General features: G+C 60.2%; 20 protein-coding genes and 1 riboswitch. Of the genes, 5 read left to right on the top strand and 15 right to left on the bottom strand.

Translation table 11 applies throughout. From position 1 onward, the window contains the following. Positions 1 to 22: 22 nt before the first annotated feature. Entirely contained in the window at positions 23 to 346 is a 324-nt protein-coding gene (locus ACIP1X_RS16140) for a hypothetical protein (protein WP_082341407.1), read from the bottom strand. A 953-nt stretch (positions 347 to 1,299) separates the two neighbouring features. Between ACIP1X_RS16140 and ACIP1X_RS16135 the strand changes: the two genes are divergently transcribed. The 3 genes from ACIP1X_RS16135 (at position 1,300) to ACIP1X_RS16125 (ending at position 3,700) form a co-directional block, all read left to right on the top strand. Next, positions 1,300 to 1,524 carry a hypothetical protein gene (locus tag ACIP1X_RS16135; protein ID WP_003214941.1) on the top strand — a complete coding sequence of 75 codons (225 nt, stop codon included), beginning with the start codon at positions 1,300 to 1,302 and terminating at the stop codon, positions 1,522 to 1,524. Positions 1,525 to 1,799: 275 nt separating this feature from the next. Next, positions 1,800 to 2,282 carry a hypothetical protein gene (locus ACIP1X_RS16130; RefSeq protein ID WP_400753497.1) on the top strand — a complete coding sequence of 161 codons (483 nt, stop codon included), beginning with the start codon at positions 1,800 to 1,802 and terminating at the stop codon, positions 2,280 to 2,282. 146 nt (positions 2,283 to 2,428) lie between these two features. Then, complete coding sequence (locus ACIP1X_RS16125; RefSeq protein WP_053118570.1) at positions 2,429 to 3,700, top strand: OmpP1/FadL family transporter; 1,272 nt, start codon at positions 2,429 to 2,431, stop codon at positions 3,698 to 3,700. A gap of 193 nt (positions 3,701 to 3,893) precedes the next feature. On the opposite strand, the gene ACIP1X_RS16120 is transcribed toward ACIP1X_RS16125, so the two are convergent. The 14 genes from ACIP1X_RS16120 to cobO form a co-directional block, all read right to left on the bottom strand. Further along, complete coding sequence (locus ACIP1X_RS16120; RefSeq protein ID WP_400753494.1) at positions 3,894 to 4,454, bottom strand: glutathione peroxidase; 561 nt, start codon at positions 4,452 to 4,454, stop codon at positions 3,894 to 3,896. 54 nt (positions 4,455 to 4,508) lie between these two features. Further along, positions 4,509 to 4,631 (bottom strand): hypothetical protein, encoded by a 123-nt coding sequence (locus ACIP1X_RS16115; RefSeq protein ID WP_400753491.1) that lies wholly within the window; start codon positions 4,629 to 4,631, stop codon positions 4,509 to 4,511. After that, a complete protein-coding gene (locus ACIP1X_RS16110) occupies positions 4,628 to 5,836 on the bottom strand; it encodes an MFS transporter (RefSeq protein WP_400753489.1) in 1,209 nt (402 codons plus the stop codon). Before ACIP1X_RS16110 ends, ACIP1X_RS16115 begins: the two co-directional genes overlap by 4 nt. Before the next feature lie 53 nt (positions 5,837 to 5,889). Further along, entirely contained in the window at positions 5,890 to 6,294 is a 405-nt protein-coding gene (locus ACIP1X_RS16105) for a MarR family winged helix-turn-helix transcriptional regulator (RefSeq protein ID WP_053118559.1), read from the bottom strand. 175 nt (positions 6,295 to 6,469) lie between these two features. Next, a complete protein-coding gene (locus ACIP1X_RS16100; RefSeq protein WP_400753487.1) occupies positions 6,470 to 7,201 on the bottom strand; it encodes an adenosylcobinamide-GDP ribazoletransferase in 732 nt (243 codons plus the stop codon). Position 7,202: 1 nt separating this feature from the next. Beyond that, positions 7,203 to 7,778 carry an alpha-ribazole phosphatase family protein gene (gene cobC, locus ACIP1X_RS16095; protein ID WP_400753484.1) on the bottom strand — a complete coding sequence of 192 codons (576 nt, stop codon included), beginning with the start codon at positions 7,776 to 7,778 and terminating at the stop codon, positions 7,203 to 7,205. Beyond that, on the bottom strand, positions 7,775 to 8,830 hold the full coding sequence (cobT, locus tag ACIP1X_RS16090; protein WP_400753482.1) for a nicotinate-nucleotide--dimethylbenzimidazole phosphoribosyltransferase: 1,056 nt from the start codon (positions 8,828 to 8,830) through the stop codon (positions 7,775 to 7,777). Before cobT ends, cobC begins: the two co-directional genes overlap by 4 nt. Beyond that, a complete protein-coding gene (cobU, locus tag ACIP1X_RS16085; protein ID WP_400753480.1) occupies positions 8,827 to 9,348 on the bottom strand; it encodes a bifunctional adenosylcobinamide kinase/adenosylcobinamide-phosphate guanylyltransferase in 522 nt (173 codons plus the stop codon). The genes cobT and cobU overlap by 4 nt, the downstream gene beginning before the upstream one ends. Positions 9,349 to 9,470: 122 nt before the next feature. After that, positions 9,471 to 10,922, bottom strand: coding sequence for a cobyric acid synthase (locus tag ACIP1X_RS16080; protein ID WP_400753478.1), 1,452 nt, complete (start codon positions 10,920 to 10,922; stop codon positions 9,471 to 9,473). Next, complete coding sequence (gene cobD / locus ACIP1X_RS16075; RefSeq protein WP_400753475.1) at positions 10,919 to 11,911, bottom strand: threonine-phosphate decarboxylase CobD; 993 nt, start codon at positions 11,909 to 11,911, stop codon at positions 10,919 to 10,921. Before cobD ends, ACIP1X_RS16080 begins: the two co-directional genes overlap by 4 nt. After that, positions 11,904 to 12,812: an adenosylcobinamide-phosphate synthase CbiB gene (gene cbiB / locus ACIP1X_RS16070; protein ID WP_400753472.1), complete on the bottom strand. Its 909-nt coding sequence runs from the start codon at positions 12,810 to 12,812 to the stop codon at positions 11,904 to 11,906. Before cbiB ends, cobD begins: the two co-directional genes overlap by 8 nt. Then, entirely contained in the window at positions 12,809 to 13,459 is a 651-nt protein-coding gene (gene bluB, locus ACIP1X_RS16065) for a 5,6-dimethylbenzimidazole synthase (RefSeq protein WP_400753469.1), read from the bottom strand. Before bluB ends, cbiB begins: the two co-directional genes overlap by 4 nt. Beyond that, on the bottom strand, positions 13,456 to 14,856 hold the full coding sequence (locus tag ACIP1X_RS16060; protein ID WP_400753466.1) for a cobyrinate a,c-diamide synthase: 1,401 nt from the start codon (positions 14,854 to 14,856) through the stop codon (positions 13,456 to 13,458). Before ACIP1X_RS16060 ends, bluB begins: the two co-directional genes overlap by 4 nt. Further along, complete coding sequence (gene cobO, locus ACIP1X_RS16055; protein ID WP_003223053.1) at positions 14,853 to 15,464, bottom strand: cob(I)yrinic acid a,c-diamide adenosyltransferase; 612 nt, start codon at positions 15,462 to 15,464, stop codon at positions 14,853 to 14,855. Before cobO ends, ACIP1X_RS16060 begins: the two co-directional genes overlap by 4 nt. Before the next feature lie 80 nt (positions 15,465 to 15,544). Further along, a riboswitch (cobalamin riboswitch) is annotated at positions 15,545 to 15,775 on the bottom strand. A 162-nt stretch (positions 15,776 to 15,937) separates the two neighbouring features. Here cobO and ACIP1X_RS16050 point away from each other — a divergent pair. Both ACIP1X_RS16050 and ACIP1X_RS16045 read left to right on the top strand, forming a co-directional pair. Then, positions 15,938 to 16,522 (top strand): hypothetical protein, encoded by a 585-nt coding sequence (locus tag ACIP1X_RS16050; RefSeq protein ID WP_053118540.1) that lies wholly within the window; start codon positions 15,938 to 15,940, stop codon positions 16,520 to 16,522. A 64-nt stretch (positions 16,523 to 16,586) separates the two neighbouring features. After that, positions 16,587 to 17,900: a PQQ-dependent sugar dehydrogenase gene (locus tag ACIP1X_RS16045; RefSeq protein ID WP_400753463.1), complete on the top strand. Its 1,314-nt coding sequence runs from the start codon at positions 16,587 to 16,589 to the stop codon at positions 17,898 to 17,900. Positions 17,901 to 17,973: the final 73 nt, after the last annotated feature.

Below are 17,973 nucleotides of genomic sequence, written 5' to 3'. Positions count from 1 at the left end.
AAGGTGTCAGGTCTTGGACAGCTCAGTCTTCGATGAGACCGAGTTCCTGCTGCGCACGCCGGTCGCCGGCACGGGCAGCTGAACGCAGCAGATCCTGGCCGATGCGGCGGTCGCGAGCGTTACCGCACTCGCGGCACATCAATTGGCCGAGACGGCTTTGCGCAGCGACCACGCCTTCGCGCGCAGGCTGCTTGAGCAGGCGACCGGCAAGGTGTTTGGCGTTGTGGCTGTCGCTCAGGCGCGGGCTGTCGAGCAGCCATTCGGCCACGCGCACAGAAAATCGCTTGGGCGGGGTAACACGAGGGGGTTCTGAGGTAACAGAGTCTGATACTGAGCGAAACTTCATAAAGCACTGTGGGACAGATCGGAAGGCGCGCCACTCTACTCTCTTTTTCTTACAGGTAAAGTCCGAAAAAAACCCGGCACGCCCGTGCTAGAGCAAGCGCTCGGGACAATCCACAGAAGCTGTGGATAACTCAGTGGACAACCGCCCCTGAACCCTCGCAAACCCTTGTGGAATGGGGCTCGCAGTCAAACTGACGATTTTTTCACCAACAAAAAAAACCGATGTTTTTCATTGACTTAAACTTTCGATGCAGGCAGCCATCGGGGTCAGGATTGATGTGACAGTGCGCGCAACTAATGTGCACAAGTACCTGTTACCCGGTTTTAGGGGTGCGCTTTTTCGGGTCGTTTTCCACCCTTGCCTGGGGATAAGGCTGTCTGGCGCGGCGCTTGATGAAAATTGTTTCACCGACCGACGGTCTTAATGTGGGCCAATACGGGGCGATCCGCCGGATCGACAAGCAGAATCCATAGCGCCCTGCAATCTTTTTCAGCATTGGGTTTGCTTTGTACTTTTTGATCCGTTAGTATCCGCGGCGTTAGTACCAAGCTGAAAGTCAATTCCGGTCGAACACATCCCCACGGTCAACCTTCTACCAAGAAGCCAATCGCCGAAAAAAGCGGGAGCGACCCCTCGATGGTTTCCAGGTAAATCTTGCGACAACACAGCCTTTGAATGAAGCAAAGGGTGTTGCGAAGGCCACTTACTCTGACCGAACCAACCTGCAAATTGATCAGGATCTTCACCCCGGGCCCAGAACCTTTGCCCTTGATGTGTTGCCTGCCCTCCTAAGTACCTACCTGCCAGCCCAAGCGCGCCAACTTATCAGCGCTTCAAACTGGCTGCTTTGTTCCAGTCGGGTTCTTCGTTCGACCAATGGTGGTCGTCGTCACTGGAACGTTTTAACGTTGCACGGTTCTTATCCGTGTCATTTGTAGGAACACCTAATAACTATGTCTACTCAAATCCATACTCAGGATGCCATTCGCACCCTAACCAATGCTTTTGCTCCGATGAACTGCCTGATCATGGCCGCTCGCAAAGGCTGCTTCAGCTTCACACTGGTCAACGAACACGGTATCGCCCGCCACAGCGAGCGTCTTTACCCCGATCAGTACTCCAGCGCTGAACCGCTGCAGGCCGTGATCGATCGTACCCGTCAGGCACTGGTTGCCTGATAGCCGAAAAGGCTGCAAAAGCAAAAGCCCCGCACAAAATGCGGGGCTTTTTATTGCCCGATGTTTCGCTTTTACCCCTCAGCGGCTAAGCACCATCGGATATAACGAATATTCCGCGCAGCCGGAAATATTTTAAAAACAGGCCTTTACGTCGCGAATATGACACTACACTTCAACTCAAGCGGCGTGATCCGCTTGCGGCGAGCCTGAACCGATCCACTGCTGCCAAGCCCCCCCTTCAGGACTCGCCATCAATAACAAGAACCGAGGGATTTATGGGTATCGCTGCCAGCGAACTGTGCCGCTATGTGATCCGTCCTACGTTGATCTACCTGGGACGCCACTGCGCAACTGCCGAAGCCCTGTTGCTGGGCATCGCCGCCAGTCAGTCAGCCCTGGGTTCTGCCCTGCATGACCGCCGTGGCCACGGCCTCTACCGCATTGCCGAGCATCGTCATCAAGCCCTTTGGGATGAATACCTGGCACTTGATCCGGAGCGCGCAAGCCTGGTACGCGGCCTCGCCAGTCAGCATGCTTTTCTCAGCGGCCCACACCTGGAATTAACCGTCAATCTGCGTTACGCCACCGCCATCGCCTGGCTGCTGGTAGAAGAACAAAACCCCACCCTCCCCGACCCGGCTGATTTGCTCGGAATGGCGCGTATCTGGCGTCAGACGTTTCAGCCTCAGGGTCGTCTGCGCGATTTCACCTACGCCTGGCAGACCTGTGTTTCACCGATGAATCAGGTCGCTTGTTGACCCACCGGTTTCGCAAGATCGTGTAACGGGTCGCGAATCTGGTCGGATTGTCCTACAAAACCGCTCTAACTCAAGGCATACGGACTATAGCGCCGGAGCGAAAATGTTGGTAATTTTCGCCCCGGTGATCACCAGGAGTTCTAATAATGAAAAAAGTAATGCTCAAAACCACCCTTAGCCTCGCCGTTACCATGGCATCCACCCAGATTTTCGCAGCTGGCTTTGCCATCAACGAACACAGCATCAGCGGGATGGGGACTGGGTACGCCGGGCGATCTTCTTCTGCCGACGACGCAAGCACTGTTTATGGTAACCCTGCCGGCATGTCGCGCCTCACGCGCGAACAAGTCACTGGCGGTGTTGCATTCCTCGACGCAAAAACCGATATCAGCGACGCCAGCTCCAGCCCTAACGGCGGCAGCAACAAAGGCGACATGGTGCCCTTCACCTCCGTACCTATGGGCTTCTACGTCAAACCAATCGATGATCATTGGGCATTCGGCCTCGGCGTTTACGTGCCGTTCGGCCTGATCACCGATTACGAAAACGGCTTTGCCGGCCGTTACTTCGGCAGCAAGTCCGAAGTACAAGTCATCACCTTCCAGCCAACCGTGAGCTACAAGTTCAACGACGTGGTGTCGATCGGCTTCGGTCCGACCATCAACCGTATCGACGGCTCGCTGGAATCCAACCTGTCGATCACTCAGGCCGCGCCAGATGGCAAGGTCAAGATCAAGGGTGACGACACCGCACTGGGCTACAACATCGGCGTGCTGGTTCAAGCCACCGACACTACGCGTCTGGGCATGACCTACCACTCGAAAGTCGACTACAAGCTCGAAGGCAACACCAAGGTCAACTACGGTGTGCTGGGCCTGATCGGCGCGAACCCGAACCAGAAGTACGACGCTTCGCTGAAGATCACTACGCCTGAATCCCTGGACTTCTCGGTGACCCAGGCGATCAACGATCAGTGGAATGTCTACGCCGGTTCGACCTTCACCCGCTGGAGCCAGTTGAAGAAAATCACCGTCGAGAACTCGGGCGTGCAGCCTGCACTGGCCGGTCAGTTCGGCGAAATCACCGAAGACCAGAACTGGCACGACTCCTGGGCTTACGCCGTGGGTACTTCGTATCAGTTGAACAAGGAATGGGTACTGCGTACCGGTCTGACCTTCGACCAGTCGCCGACCAACAACGTCGACCGTTCGCCACGTATTCCGACTGGCGACCGTACGATTTTCAGCATCGGTGCTGGCTGGAGCCCGACCGAAGACCTGACCATCGACGTCGCTTACTCGTACCTGAAAGAAGAGTCGATCAAGATCCGCAACGAAAACGATCGTGGCCAGACCTACGACGCCAAGTATGAAAACTCGGCAAACGGTTTCGGTGTTGGCGCGACTTATCGCTTCTGATGCTGCCGGGCGGGGCTAACCCCTCGCCCACTGAAAAGCCCCGCTCTCTTTGCAGAAAGCGGGGCTTTTTTGTGCCTGCGAGCAAAACTTTGTAGGAGCTGCGGCACGCTGCGATCTTTTGATTTTGACCTTTAAGATCAAAAGATCGCAGCGTGCCGCAGCTCCTACAGGATTCGGGCGAACCCGCTGAAGGTCAGGGTTTGAGGGGTTTTGAGGCGATGGCTTTTTCGATCGCGGCGATGAATTCCGGATCATCCGGTTTGGTCAGGCTGGAGAAGTTGGCGATCACCTTGCCCTGCCGATCGACAACATATTTATAGAAATTCCACTTCGGCGCACTGCTCTGCGCGGCCAGCACCTGGAACATATGCGTAGCGTCATCGCCACGGACTTTCTGTGGTTCGGTCATGGCGAACGTCACGCCGTAGTTGGCGTAGCAGACCTTGGCGGTCTCAGCGCTGTCCTTGGACTCCTGTTTGAAGTCATTGGAGGGCACGCCGAGCATTTCCAGCCCTTGCCCTTCATAGCGCTTATGCAGCGCCTCAAGGCCTTCGAACTGCGGCGCGAAACCGCAGAAGCTGGCGGTGTTGACCACCACCAGCGGCTTGTCCGCGTATTGTTTGCACAGGTCGATGGAGTCCTTGGCGCGCAATTTTTGCAGCGAGCCTTGCAGCAATTCCGGACAGTCAGCGGCCTGGGCCAGGCCCGTCAACGCCAACAGCAACGCGGGAACAGCACACCAGCGCATTAGCATGTCGTACATCCTTGAGAAGTCGTCAGACTTCGACGTTACTCGCCACGCCTGCTTCTAGCAAATGCTCATGCCCAACTGCATCAACGCCAGACCGCCCTGATGCCAGCCCCACCACACCAGCGCCAACAATGCGGCGCCGAGTGCGACAAAGAGGAGACGTGGCCAGAATCGGCTCATGCGGCGCCCGCTGCGGCTTGCAGGCGGGCCACCGGACGCTCGCGCACCGGCCAGTTCAGTGCGGCCGCCAACAGACTCAACAGAATCGCCACTTGCCAGATCAAGTCATAACTCCCGGTTCGGTCATACACCACCCCGCCCAGCCAGCCGCCGAGGAACGAACCGAGTTGATGGAACAGGAACACGATGCCACCGAGCATGGACAGATTGCGCACACCAAACAAGGTCGCCACCGTACCGTTGGTCAACGGCACCGTCGACAGCCACAAGAAGCCCATCGCCATGCCGAACAGATACGCCGAGGTGGTCGTCACCGGCATCCAGAGGAACAGCACAATCACCACCGCGCGCAACAGATACAGCGCCGTGAGCAAACGCGGTTTCGACATGCGCCCGCCAAGCCAACCAGCCGTGTAAGTGCCGAAGATGTTGAACAGCCCGATCAGCGCCAGCACCGTGGTTCCAACGCTGGCCGGCAGATGCTGATCAACCAGATACGCCGGCAGATGCACGCCGATAAACACCACCTGAAAACCACAGACAAAAAAGCCGAACGCCAGCAACCAAAAACCCGAATGCGAACAGGCCTCACGCAAGGCTTCAGACAGAGTTTGCTCATGGCCGAGCACCGGCAGCGGTTTGTCCTTGAGCATGCTCACCAGCGGCACAATCAGCGCCACCAGCAGACCCAACACCAACAGCGCCGCCGACCAACCGAGCCAGCCGATCAGGCCGAGCGTGCCCGGCAACATCGCGAACTGGCCGAACGAACCGGCCGCGCTGGCAATGCCCATGCCCATGCTGCGTTTCTCCGGCGGCACTGCACGACCGACGACGCCGAGGATTACCGAGAACGAGGTGCCGGACAGGCCGATGCCAATCAGCAAACCAGCACTCAGCGACAGCGTCACCGCCGAATCCGACAAGCCCATGCAGATCAGGCCCGCGGCATAGAGCACGCCGCCGACCAGCACCACTTTCGCCGCGCCGAAACGGTCAGCCAGTGCGCCGGTGAATGGCTGCGCCAGGCCCCAGATCAGGTTCTGCAAAGCGATGGCGAAGGCGAACACCTCGCGGCCCCAGCCAAACTGCGCGCTCATCGGCGACAGAAACAGACCGAAGCCGTGCCGCACGCCCAATGACAACGCGAGAATCAGCGCACTGCCGACCAACACCCAACCGCACGTACGCCACATCGATGTCATTATTATTCTCCAGTCGCGGGTATATACCCGCTTGAGATCGGAAAAACCGGCCGTTACGCCAGTTCGTCCAGCAATTTTAGCAAGGTTTCACGCTTCTCAGCACCCAGTCGATCGATCAATCGCTGCTGCGCCGCCTCCCAGGCCGGTAGTGCATCTGCCAGACGTTGCGCACCGATTTCCGTGAGCCGGACGATGCGGTTACGCATGTCTTCGCCCTCGGCCAGCGCCACCAGGCCTTCACCTTCGAGCACGCGCAGATTGCGCCCGAGTGTGCTGCGATCCAGCCCCATGGCTTCGGCGAGTTCCGAGATGCTTGGTTGATCGAGACGTTGCAGGTTGCACAGCAAAGAATACTGCGCAACGTTGATCCCGAAGCCGTCGAGAGCGCCGTCGTAATGCCTGCTGACGCCACGCGCGGCGCGACGCAGGTTGGTGCACAAACACTGAGAGGTAAGCATGATGCGTGTATATACCCGCGACTGTGTTAAATCAAGTTACAGATGAGTTTACCCAAGAATATTCGGTGTCTGTCAGACCGTCTTCGCGAGCAAGCCCGCTCCCACAGGGGATTGCATTTCAAAATGTGGGAGCGAGCCTGCTCGCGAAGACGTCGGCATCAACAATAGAGACCTCTCAGGCCAGCGCCAATCCCACCAACACCCCCACCTCCAGCAATTCCAACAACGCCCCCGCCGTATCGCCCGTCGTCCCGCCCAACCGCCGCATCATCATCCGCCGCAGCCAGACAAACGCCCCGACAGAAATCACCACCGCAACAACGGCGCTGAACCCGGCAATCAGCACACAGACCAACGCACTGAGGCCCAGCACCCACCACCCGGCCCGACGCGGCAAATGATCCGCCAATGCCTGCCCCAACCCACCCGCACGCACATACGGCGTGGTCAGAAACAACGCCAGCAACGCCGCCCGCCCAAGCACCGGTACGATGATCAACACCAGCCCATGCCCTTGCTCGATCAACGCCAGCAACGCGGCAAACTTGAGCAACAACACCAGCACCAGCGTGACCACGGCAATCGGCCCGCTGCGCGGATCTTTCATGATCGTCAGCGTGCGCTCGCGATCACCAAACCCACCGAGCCAGGCATCCGCGCTATCGGCCAGACCATCAAGGTGCAACGCGCCGCTGAGCAACACCCAAACCGTCAGCAGCAACGCCGCATGCAGCAACAACGGCGCCCCCGCCAATGCCAGATTCAGCGCCCACAGGATCACACCAAACAATAATCCCACCAGCGGATAAAACAGCAGCGAACGCCCAAGCTGTTCCGGCTCAGGCATCCCCGGCAGACGAATCGGCAGGCTGCTGAGAAATTGCAGGGCGATCCACAGCGGCAACATGTCAGTGACCTTCCTTGAATGAACCGTCAGTGTCGACCGTCAGCGCAAACAGCGCGCCATGCCCCACTTCAACATTGAGCAATTGCTCACGCGGCAAACCTCGCGCCTGCGCCAACAATAAACGCATGACGCCACCGTGGCTGATCAGCAAAATTCGCTCACCGGCATATGCGGTATGCAGCCGAGCCACTGCCGCCAACACTCGCGTGGAAAAGTCGCTGACCGGTTCACCCTGCGGCGGCGTGAATGAATACGGATCGGCCCAAAACAAACCCAACGCGTCAGCATCGGTTTCCATCAAAGCCGCCGCACTCTGCCCTTCCCACGCGCCGAAATGCAGCTCCTGCAGATCTTTGTCGAGGTGCACCGGCAGATTCAACTGCTCACCCAGCTCCGCCGCAAACCGCGCGCAACGCTGCAACGGCGAGCTGACCAAACGATCCCAAGGCCCGCCCTCGATCACCGCCGCACGCATCTGCGCCCAGCCTTTTTCGGTCAGCGCATCATCAAGACTGCCGCGCAAGCCGCCACCCAGTTCGGTTTCACCGTGACGCAGCAGATCAAGGCGCAAGGTCATGCCGGGCGATCCGCCACCGCCGCTTCGGCGAACGTCGCCATCTGCCCGTGCAGATCGCAAGCCAGACGCAACAGTGGCACCGCCAGCGCCGCACCGCTGCCTTCGCCCAGACGCAGACCGAGTTCCAGCAATGGCTCGGCGCCGAGGGTTTCCAGCACATGACGATGGCCCGGCTCGGCGCCGCGATGACCGAACAGCAGCCACTCGCGACACGCCGGATTCAGGCGTACCGCGACCAGCGCCGCGACCGTGCAGATAAAACCGTCGACCAGCACCGCAACGCCTTCCTGCGCGCACGCCAGATACGCACCAACCAGCGCCGCGATTTCAAAGCCACCGAGATTGAACAGCGTCTGCAATGCATCACCGCGCTGGGCCGCATGCAACGCCAGTGCGCGCTCGATCACTTGGGCTTTATGGCTGACACCTTCGGTATTCAACCCGGTACCGGGGCCCGTCAGGTGCACCACCGGGCAATCGAGCAAAGCACAGGCCAGCGCGCTGGCGGCCGTGGTGTTGCCGATGCCCATTTCGCCGCCGATGAACAACTGCGCGCCGGCCGCTCTCGCTCGCAGCACGCTGTCACGACCAGCCTGCAGCGCGAGTTCGCCTTGGGCTTGGGTCATCGCCGCGCCCTGAACGAAATTTGCCGTGCCCGGGCCGATATTCAAGTGACGCACACCCGCCAGGTTCAGCGCGGGATTAACGGTGCCCAGATCGACCACTTCCAGCTGCGCGCCGAGCTGACGCGCCAGCACGCTGATCGCCGCGCCGCCGCTGACGAAGTTGAGCAGCATCTGCCCGGTGACTTCCTGCGGGAACGCCGAAACCCCTTCAGCGACCACGCCGTGGTCGCCGGCAAAAATCGCGATCCAGATCTCTTTCAGCGTCGGTTTGACCTGGCCTTGCAGACCGGCGAGTTGCACCGCCACCGCTTCCAGTTGCCCCAGCGAACCGGCCGGTTTGGTCAGTTGCTGTTGGCGCGCGGCGGCTTGCTCAACGATATCGGCGTTCACCGGTTTGCACGGGTTCAGCCACCAGGTGTGGGTCATAGCGCAGATCCTTTCAGAGTCAGAGGCAGGCCGGCGACGGTCAGGACAACACGCTGACAGCGCTCAGCCAGAGCTTGATGCAGCCAACCGGCTTCATCGACGTAGCGGCGAGTCAATTCGCCCAGCGGCACGACACCCATTCCGGTCTCGTTGCTGACAAAAATGATTTCCCCCGGCAGCGTGGCCAGGCAGTTAAGCAAGGCTTCACGTTCGGCGGCGAGGCGTTCGGCGTCGTCGAGCATCAGCAGATTGGTCAGCCACAGGGTCAGGCAATCGACCAGCAGGCAACGCTCGGCGCGGGCGGATTCGCGCAGGACGCGGGCCAGTTCGAGGGGCTCCTCGATGAGCGCCCATTCGGCTGGGCGACGGGCGCGGTGGTGGGCAACGCGATCGCTCATTTCGCCATCGAGCGGTTGGCTGGTGGCGATGTAGGTGACCGCAAGATTACTTTCGCTGGCGAGTTTTTCCGCCAGACGGCTTTTGCCGGAGCGGGCGCCGCCGAGGATCAGTTGGAGCATGGGGACATCCTGAAAATTATGGATTGAGACGACTGGCGCTATCGCGAGCAGGCTCACTCCTACAAGGGAACACGGTCAACTGTAGGAGTGAGCCTGCTCGCGATGAGGCCATTGAACCCACCTCAAATCCCACAGAGCTGACGCAACAGATCGGTATCCAGATGCTTCTCCACCAGATCCGCCAAGCGCTCGATATCGCGCTCGCGCAACCCGTGGTAATCCACTTCCTGCACATCGTTCAACCCGGCCCAACGCAGCAACGCCGCACTCGCCGCCGGTGACTCGAACAAGCCATGCAGATACGTGCCAAACACCTGCCCATCAACGCTCTGCGCACCGTCGCAACGACCATCATCCAGATGCACCGCCGCATTCTCCAGCGCCGCCCCGGTCGTCACGCCAGCATGAATTTCATAGCCACTGACCTCGGCATCTTCCAACGCCAAACGCCCACGCACATTGCGCAATTGCTTCTCGGCTTCAAGCGTCGTTGCAAACGCCAGCAAACTTAGACCCGCACTCGAACCGGGCGCGCCTTCCAAGCCGAGCGGATCATGCACCTGCTCACCGAGCATCTGCAGACCACCACAAATCCCCAGCACTTTGCCGCCGTAACGCAAGTGCCGATTGATCGCCGTGTCCCAGCCATTGGCGCGCAGATACGCCAGATCGCTGCGTACGCTTTTCGAGCCCGGCAGGATGATCAGATCGGCCGCAGGAATCGCCTGCCCTGGCCCGACAAATTGCAGATCGACCTGCGGATGCAAACGCAGCGGATCAAAATCGGTGTGGTTGCTGATGCGCGGCAACACCGGCACCAGCACTTTCAGCACTTGCTCAGCCTTGTCGGTCTGGCGCTGATCGATGCCGTCCTCGGCTTCCAGATGCAGATCCATCACGTACGGCAACACGCCCACCACCGGTTTGCCGGTGCGCTCCTCCAGCCAATCAAGGCCCGGTTGCAGCAAGGCGATGTCGCCGCGAAAACGGTTGATGATGAAGCCTTTGACCCGCGCCTGTTCACTCGGCGAAAGCAGTTCCAGTGTGCCGACCAAATGGGCGAAAACCCCGCCACGATTGATGTCGGCAATCAGCAGCACCGGGCAATCCACCGCTTCGGCGAAACCCATGTTGGCGATGTCACCGGCACGCAGATTGATCTCGGCCGGCGAGCCCGCGCCCTCAACCATCACTAGCGAATACGCAGCGCTGAGTCGCTCGTGAGAAGCCAAAACCGCTTTCATCGCGATGGATTTGTAGTCGTGATAGGCCACCGCGTTCATCGACGTGACCGCGCGACCATGAATAATCACTTGCGCGCCGGTGTCGCTGTTCGGTTTGAGCAGCACCGGGTTCATGTCGGTGTGCGGTTCGAGGAACGCCGCTTGCGCCTGCACCGCTTGCGCACGACCGATCTCGCCACCGTCCGCCGTCACGGCGCTGTTGAGCGCCATGTTCTGCGGTTTGAACGGCACAACCGCGACGCCTTGACGCGTCGCCCAGCGGCACAGCGCCGTCACCAGTGTGCTTTTACCGGCGTCGGAAGTGGTGCCCTGCACCATCAGGGTGGTCATGGTTTGTCCTTGGTGAAAGCGATGAAAGCCTGTTCGAGACGCGCTTCTTCAGCGGTGTCGGCAGGCAAGCCGAAACGCAGGCTGCTGTTGTGCGTGAAGAGGCGCAGAAGAATGCCGCGTCGGGCCATGAATTCGTACAGCGTTTGCGCTTGATCAGTGATCAGCCACTGAAACAACGCGCAGCCGCCCTGCGGTTTGGAGCCGTAGCGCTCAAGCAGCGTCGCCAGCCGTTCGCTCGCTTCATCGCTGCGAATCCGTTGGCGTGTGTGATTTTCAGTGTCTTGCAGACAGGCTTGACCGAGCACCCGCGTCGGCCCGCTGACGACCCACGGGCCGACCTGTTCGGCGAGCAAACGGAGCAATTTGCGCTCGGCCAATACAAAGCCCAAACGTACACCGGCCAAGCCGAAAAACTTGCCGAACGAACGCAACACGATCAGTCCGACCTGATGCGCGTGCGCCGCCAGGCTCAACTGCGGCGTGTTGTCCATGAACGCTTCATCGACCACCAGCCAACCGCCGCGCTGCGCCAGTCGCGCATGCCAGTCGAGCAACTTCGCCGGAGTCAGGCTCAGGCCGGTTGGATTGTTCGGATTGACCACCACCAGCACGTCGAGGTTGTCCAGATAGAACTCGACTTCCTGCTCCTGCACTTCGCGCACGATGTAACCGTTGCGGCGCCAGGCTTCAGCGTGTTCGGCATAGCACGGCGACAGCACGCCGACCTTGCCGGCGCGACGCAAACGCGGCAGCAGCTGGATGGCCATCTGCGAACCGGCCACCGGCAGTACCTGGTTTGCTCCGTAGTAATCGCACGCCGCTTGTTCCAGACCGTCATCGGTTTCCGGCAAACGGGCCCAGGCACGCAAGGGGATTTCCGGGACCGGAAATGGCCACGGCGCGAGTCCGCTGGACAGGTCGAGCCAGTCGGCTTCGGCGATACCGTAATCGAGTGCAGCCTTGCGCAGCCGGCCACCGTGCTCAAGCATAGAATTCAGCCCCCACGCAGAGAATCAGCAACCATAACCATACCCCGCGCTGCACCAATTGCCAGCCACGGTCGATGGAATCGGCGTCGGCGCGAGCGCCTTCGCCCAGTTGCGGACGCTCGTGCAGTTCGCCGTGGTAAATCGCCGGGCCGCCCAGCTCCACACCGAGCGCACCAGCGCCTGCGGCCATCACCGGGCCGGCGTTGGGGCTGTCCCACTTCGGCGCCTGTGTGCGCCAGCACTTCAAGGCGAGTCGGGTTTTGCCGAGCACTGCGTAGGTCAATGCCACCAGACGCGCAGGAATGTAGTTCAACACGTCGTCGATTTTTGCCGCCGCCCAGCCGAAACGTTCGAAACGTTCGTTGCGATAGCCCCACATCGCGTCGAGCGTGTTGCTCAAGCGATAGAGCACCACGCCGGGCGCACCGGCCACGACAAACCAGAACAGCGCGGCGAACACCGCGTCACTGCCGTTTTCCAACACTGATTCGGTGGCGGCGCGGGCGACCGCAGTGCTATCGAGTTCATCGGTCTGACGGCTGACCAGATAGCCGACACGCGTGCGCGCCTCGTCCAGATCATCCGCGCGCAACGCCGCAGCGACCGGGGCGACATGTTCACCGAGGCTGCGCATGCCGAGGGCGCAATACAGCGCGAGAATCTCGACGATCCAACCGACATAAGGCGCCCAGGAAAACGCCGTCGCCAGCAGTGTCAGCGGCAGCACGGCGATCACCCACGCGGTGACGCCATGACTGCGCCAGCCGCGCCCTTCACCGTTGAAACGTTGCTCGATGCGCCCGGCGAAATTGCCGAACGCCACCAGCGGATGCCAGCGTTTCGGTTCACCGAGCAGCGCATCCAGCGCAACCGCGGCGACACTCAACAACGCCACACTCATTGACTCACTCCCCAATAATTTTCATACAGCAACTCATTCAGCGGCCGCGCCTGCGCCCACCCTTCGAGCACCAGCATCGGCGCCGGATAGAATTCCTTGACCGGGCCCAGACACAAAACCGCCAGCGGCTTGGCGCCTGCCGGCAGTTTCAACAAATCCGCCAGCGCTTGCGGTTCGAACAGCGAGACCCAGCCCATGCCCAAACCCTCGGCGCGCGAGGCCAGCCACAGATTCTGAATCGCGCAGGACAATGAAGCCATGTCCATTTCCGGCAGCGTGCGGCGACCGAAGATGTGTTTTTCGCGATCATCCATCAGCGCCGCGACCAACACTTCGGCGCAGTCGTTGATGCCTTCGACCTTGAGCTTCATGAACTCGTCGCTGCGCTCGCCGAGGGCTTCGGCGGTGCGGATGCGCTCTTCTTCGACGAGGTGCTGGATTTGGCTGCGCAGGGTTCGGTCGCTGATGCGGATGAAGCGCCAAGGCTGCATCAGGCCGACGCTTGGGGCCTGGTGGGCGGCTTCCAGAAGTCGGCGTAGCAGATCAGGTTCGACGGTGCCGCCGGTGAAATGGCGCATGTCGCGGCGTTCGGCTATTGCCCGATACACCGCTTCGCGTTCGGCATCAGAAAATGCGTTGTCTGTCATGGCCCCTTCGCGAGCAGGCTCGCTCCTACAGGGGATTGCGTTTCGTCAGGCACACCATCGCCCGCTGTAGGAGTGAGCCTGCTCGCGATAGCATCCTCAAGGGTGGGCGCAAACAACGCAGCGACAGCCACAGGATTCGACGGAAAATAAAAGTGCACATAAGAAGCCGTCATCCGCCCCTCACGATAAACCGCCTCAGCCCCACGCCCACCATTCGGGCTCAACCCCCGGGCAATCGGCGTCAGCTTAGTCGTCGTCAACGAGTGATGATACGTGTGCCCACGCAACGAGCCTTCCGGCAGATCGACCGCTTGCAACGCCAACGCCGCCAGACGTTTCTGCATCACTGCGTCGCCCTTCAACAACCCGACCAGCTCAGCGCGAGTGCCTTCAACGTCAGTCAACGAATCGAGCAAATACAACATCCCGCCGCACTCAGCGAGCAACGGCTTCCCCGCCGCATGATGCGCACGGATCGCCGCAACCATCGCGGTGTTCTGCGCCAGCGCGACGTGATGCAATTCCGGATAACCACCGGGCAAATACAGACTGTCCGCCTCAGGCAATTGCGTATCGCGGATCGGCGAGAAGAAGCTCAACTCGGCGCCCATCGCACGTAACAGATCCAGACTCGCGCCATAAGTGAAGGCAAACGCCTCATCACGGGCGACGGCAATGCGCACATTTTTCAGCAACGGCTCGACAGCAATTACATCAGGCGCGGCAAATTCCACGGCCGGTGGCAGCGCTACCTCGCAACTGCTGGCGAGCGCTTCGGCGGCGGCGTCGAGACGCACATCAAGGTCATTCAATTCACTGGCTTGCACCAGACCAAGATGCCGGCTCGGCAGTTCGATACCGGTCTCGCGCGACAACGCGCCGTACCAACGCAAGCCTTCAGTGAGACTGCCTTCGAGCAACTGCGCATGGCGCAAGGTGCCGACACGATTAGCCAACACGCCAGCAAACGGCAGATCCGGCTGATACTTGGCCAAGCCTAGCGCCAACGCACCAAAGGTCTGCGCCATGGCCGTGCCGTCGATCACGCCGAGCACCGGCACACCGAAGTGCCGAGCCAGATCGGCGCTGGACGGCGTACCGTCGAACAGACCCATTACGCCTTCAATCAAAATCAGATCCGCCTCGGCGGCGGCTTCCCACAACAGCCGACGACTTTCCTGCTCGCCGACCATCCACATATCAAGCTGATACACCGGCGCACCGCTGGCGCGTTCGAGGATCATCGGGTCGAGAAAGTCCGGACCGCATTTGAACACGCGCACCTTGCGCCCCTGATTGCGATGCAAACGGGCGAGCGCGGCGGTGACGGTGGTCTTGCCCTGACCGGAGGCCGGCGCGGCGATGAGTACCGCCGGGCAGTGACGTGGTTGATTCAAAGTTCGACGCCTTTCTGCGCTTTGATGCCGGCCTGGAAGGCGTGTTTGAGCATGCCCATTTCGGTGACCGTGTCGCCCATTTCGATCATTTCCGGCTTGGCCGCACGACCGGTGACGATTACGTGCTGCATCGGCGGACGCGCCTGCAGATCGCTGAGCACCTGATCGAGATCGAGGTAGCCGTGCTTGAGGGCGATGTTCAGTTCATCAAGCACTACGAGACCGATCGACGGATCACGCAGCAGTTCGCGGGACACAGCCCACGCAGCTTCGGCGGCGGCGATGTCGCGCTGGCGATCCTGGGTTTCCCAAGTGAAGCCCTCGCCCATCACGTGGAAGCGCACTTGTTCGGGGAAGCGGCGGAAAAACAATTCTTCGCCGGTGCTGTTGCGGCCCTTGATGAACTGCACCACGCCGCACTGCATGCCGTGGCCCATGGCGCGGGCGAGCATGCCGAACGCCGAGCTGCTTTTGCCTTTGCCATTGCCGGTCAGCACCAGCACCAGGCCGCACTCGTCGGGCGAGTTGGCGATGCGTTCGTCGATCACGGCTTTTTTGCGCTGCATACGCGCCAGATGGCGTTCGTCGCGCTCGGGGGAATCAGTCATGGGGGAGCTCTCCGTTGAGGCTGGATAACGGCGGGCAGGCACAAGAATAGACGGCAAAAAGCCTGGCATCGCCCACCGTGATGCCGCTGGATGGATCAGGCCGGTCTCCGGGCTCATGAGCGGCGTTGGCCTGGCTGCGCGCCTTCCCGCTTCTGTCGAGGCAGTGGCACAAGGCGCAGCTTTTACTCATTTACCGTTGCGGGGGCAGCGCCGGGATCGTGATTGTTCTTCACCTGAAGACAACCCTCACCGGCTTCCCTGTTTCACTCTGTCGACGTGGGTCACAGAGCACCTGAAACAAGCCGCGAAGGTTAGAGGGTTGGGGGTGGAGCGTCAATTAAAGAGGGGGCTGACGGACGATTATCTGCCGTTGATCAATTATCGGGCAGCAATCTTGTGCAAGGCTGATACAAATGATATCAAAGAGCCATGCTTTTCCATAAAAGCAACTCACAAGAATAAGGATGATGACGATGCAAGGCATGATCATCAGCAACCCGCGCCTGGAATTCCTGCGCCCGATGCTTGAACGCTGGTTTGACTGTATCGACCGTTACAACGCCGTGCGCGGCGACAGTGACACGCCGTACTGGCATGACGAGAAAGCCAATCTCGGCGTGCTGACCGCGGCGGCCTGGATGGCCGAACTGGTCACCCTCAACGACACCGCGACACGCAAGCAGAACGAAGACGGCGAGCGCAATGCCCGCGCCGATCTGTTCATCGCAGGGCCCGAAGACCGCGCTTACCTTCAAGCCACGCAGCGCTGGCCGCGAGTGAACAACCTCAACCTGACTCAGGCACTTCTCGACATCACTAGCGATGCCAAACGCATCAGCTTCGCCAGCGATCTCAAGCTCGGCTGCCTGTTCGTCGCCCCGCAAAAAGCCCAGCAGAGTGCCAGCCCCGAAGAACTGCAGGACATGGTCGACGATTTGCAAAAGGAACATACCTGCGCGGTCGCCTGGTATTTCCCCTACGCCTACCGCAAATTGCGCAGCGAGGCCGGCAACTATCACCCTGGCATCGCCGTGCTGTTCAAAGAGGCTCGCGGCTGAGGTTGAACCATCGGGCTTGCGCCCTCCTCTATGATTAGGAACGCATTCATAGGGAAGATCAGTCATGCGCAAGCCCCAGCTCGTTTTTGTCATCGCTCTGGCCGGAGGGCTCGCCGCGTGTGGTGAAACTTCCAGCCTGCAAGTCTCCGACGGCACCGGCCCTTCGCCGAAACTGCCCGAACCGAACAAAACCCTGATCCCCACCGTGAACATCGCCCCAGCGGTCGGCTGGCCTGACGGCGGCAAACCGACAGCAGTGGCCGGTACGCAAGTCGCAGCGTTTGCCGAAGGTCTCGATCATCCGCGCTGGATGTACGTGCTGCCCAACGGCGATGTGCTGGTGGCAGAAACCAATGCTCCGCCGAAACCGGACGACAGCAAAGGCATCAAAGGCTGGGTGATGAAGAAAGTCATGGGCAAGGCCGGCGCCGGCGTACCGAGCCCGAATCGCATCACTTTGCTGCGCGACGCTGACCACGATGGCGTCGCCGAGACGCGCACGGTGTTTTTGCAGAACCTCAATTCGCCGTTTGGCATGACGCTGGTTGGCAATGACTTGTACGTTGCTGACACGGATCGCTTGCTGCGCTTCAACTACGAGCCCGGCGCGACCGAGATCAAAACGCAGCCGATCAAAGTGACTGATTTGCCGGGCGGCACGCTCAACCATCACTGGACGAAAAATGTTATTGCCAGCAAGGACGGCAGCAAGCTCTACGTTACCGTCGGCTCGAACAGCAACGTTGGCGAAAATGGTCTGGATAAAGAAGAAGGCCGCGCGGCGATCTGGGAAGTGGATCGGGCGACCGGCAATCACCGGATCTTCGCTTCAGGCATCCGCAACCCCAACGGCTTGGCGTGGGAGCCTACCAGCGGCGCGCTGTGGACGGCGGTGAATGAGCGTGACGAGATCGGCAGCGATCTGGTGCCGGACTACATCACCTCAGTGAAGGACGGCGGTTTCTATGGCTGGCCGTTCAGTTATTACGGCCAGCATGTCGATGTTCGAGTGAATCCGCAGAATCTGGATCTGGTGGCCAAAGCCATCGCCCCGGATTACGCGGTTGGCCCGCACACCGCTTCTTTGGGGCTGACCTTCGCTGAAGGCAACACCTTGCCGGCGCAGTACAAGGAAGGCGCGTTTATCGGCCAGCACGGCTCGTGGAACCGTAAACCGCACAGTGGTTATAAAGTGATTTTTGTGCCATTTACCGGCGGTAAGCCGAGTGGAACGCCGGTGGATGTGTTGACCGGTTTTCTCGACAAAGATGAGAACGCGCTGGGTCGCCCGGTGGGCGTGGTGATTGATCAGCAAGGTGGATTGCTGGTGGCGGATGATGTTGGCAACAAGGTTTGGCGAGTGTCTTCCACCAAATAACTTAGCGTCGTACACATAACAAATGTGGGAGCGAGCCTGCTCGTGAAAGCGGTCTATCAGTCGACTCAAGGGT

It is taken from the genome of Pseudomonas sp. NPDC088885 (assembly GCF_044750025.1).
Taxonomy (GTDB): domain Bacteria; phylum Pseudomonadota; class Gammaproteobacteria; order Pseudomonadales; family Pseudomonadaceae; genus Aquipseudomonas; species Aquipseudomonas rustica.
Note: the sequence above shows the minus strand (reverse complement) of the source record. Positions and strands in the feature narration are given on the sequence as shown.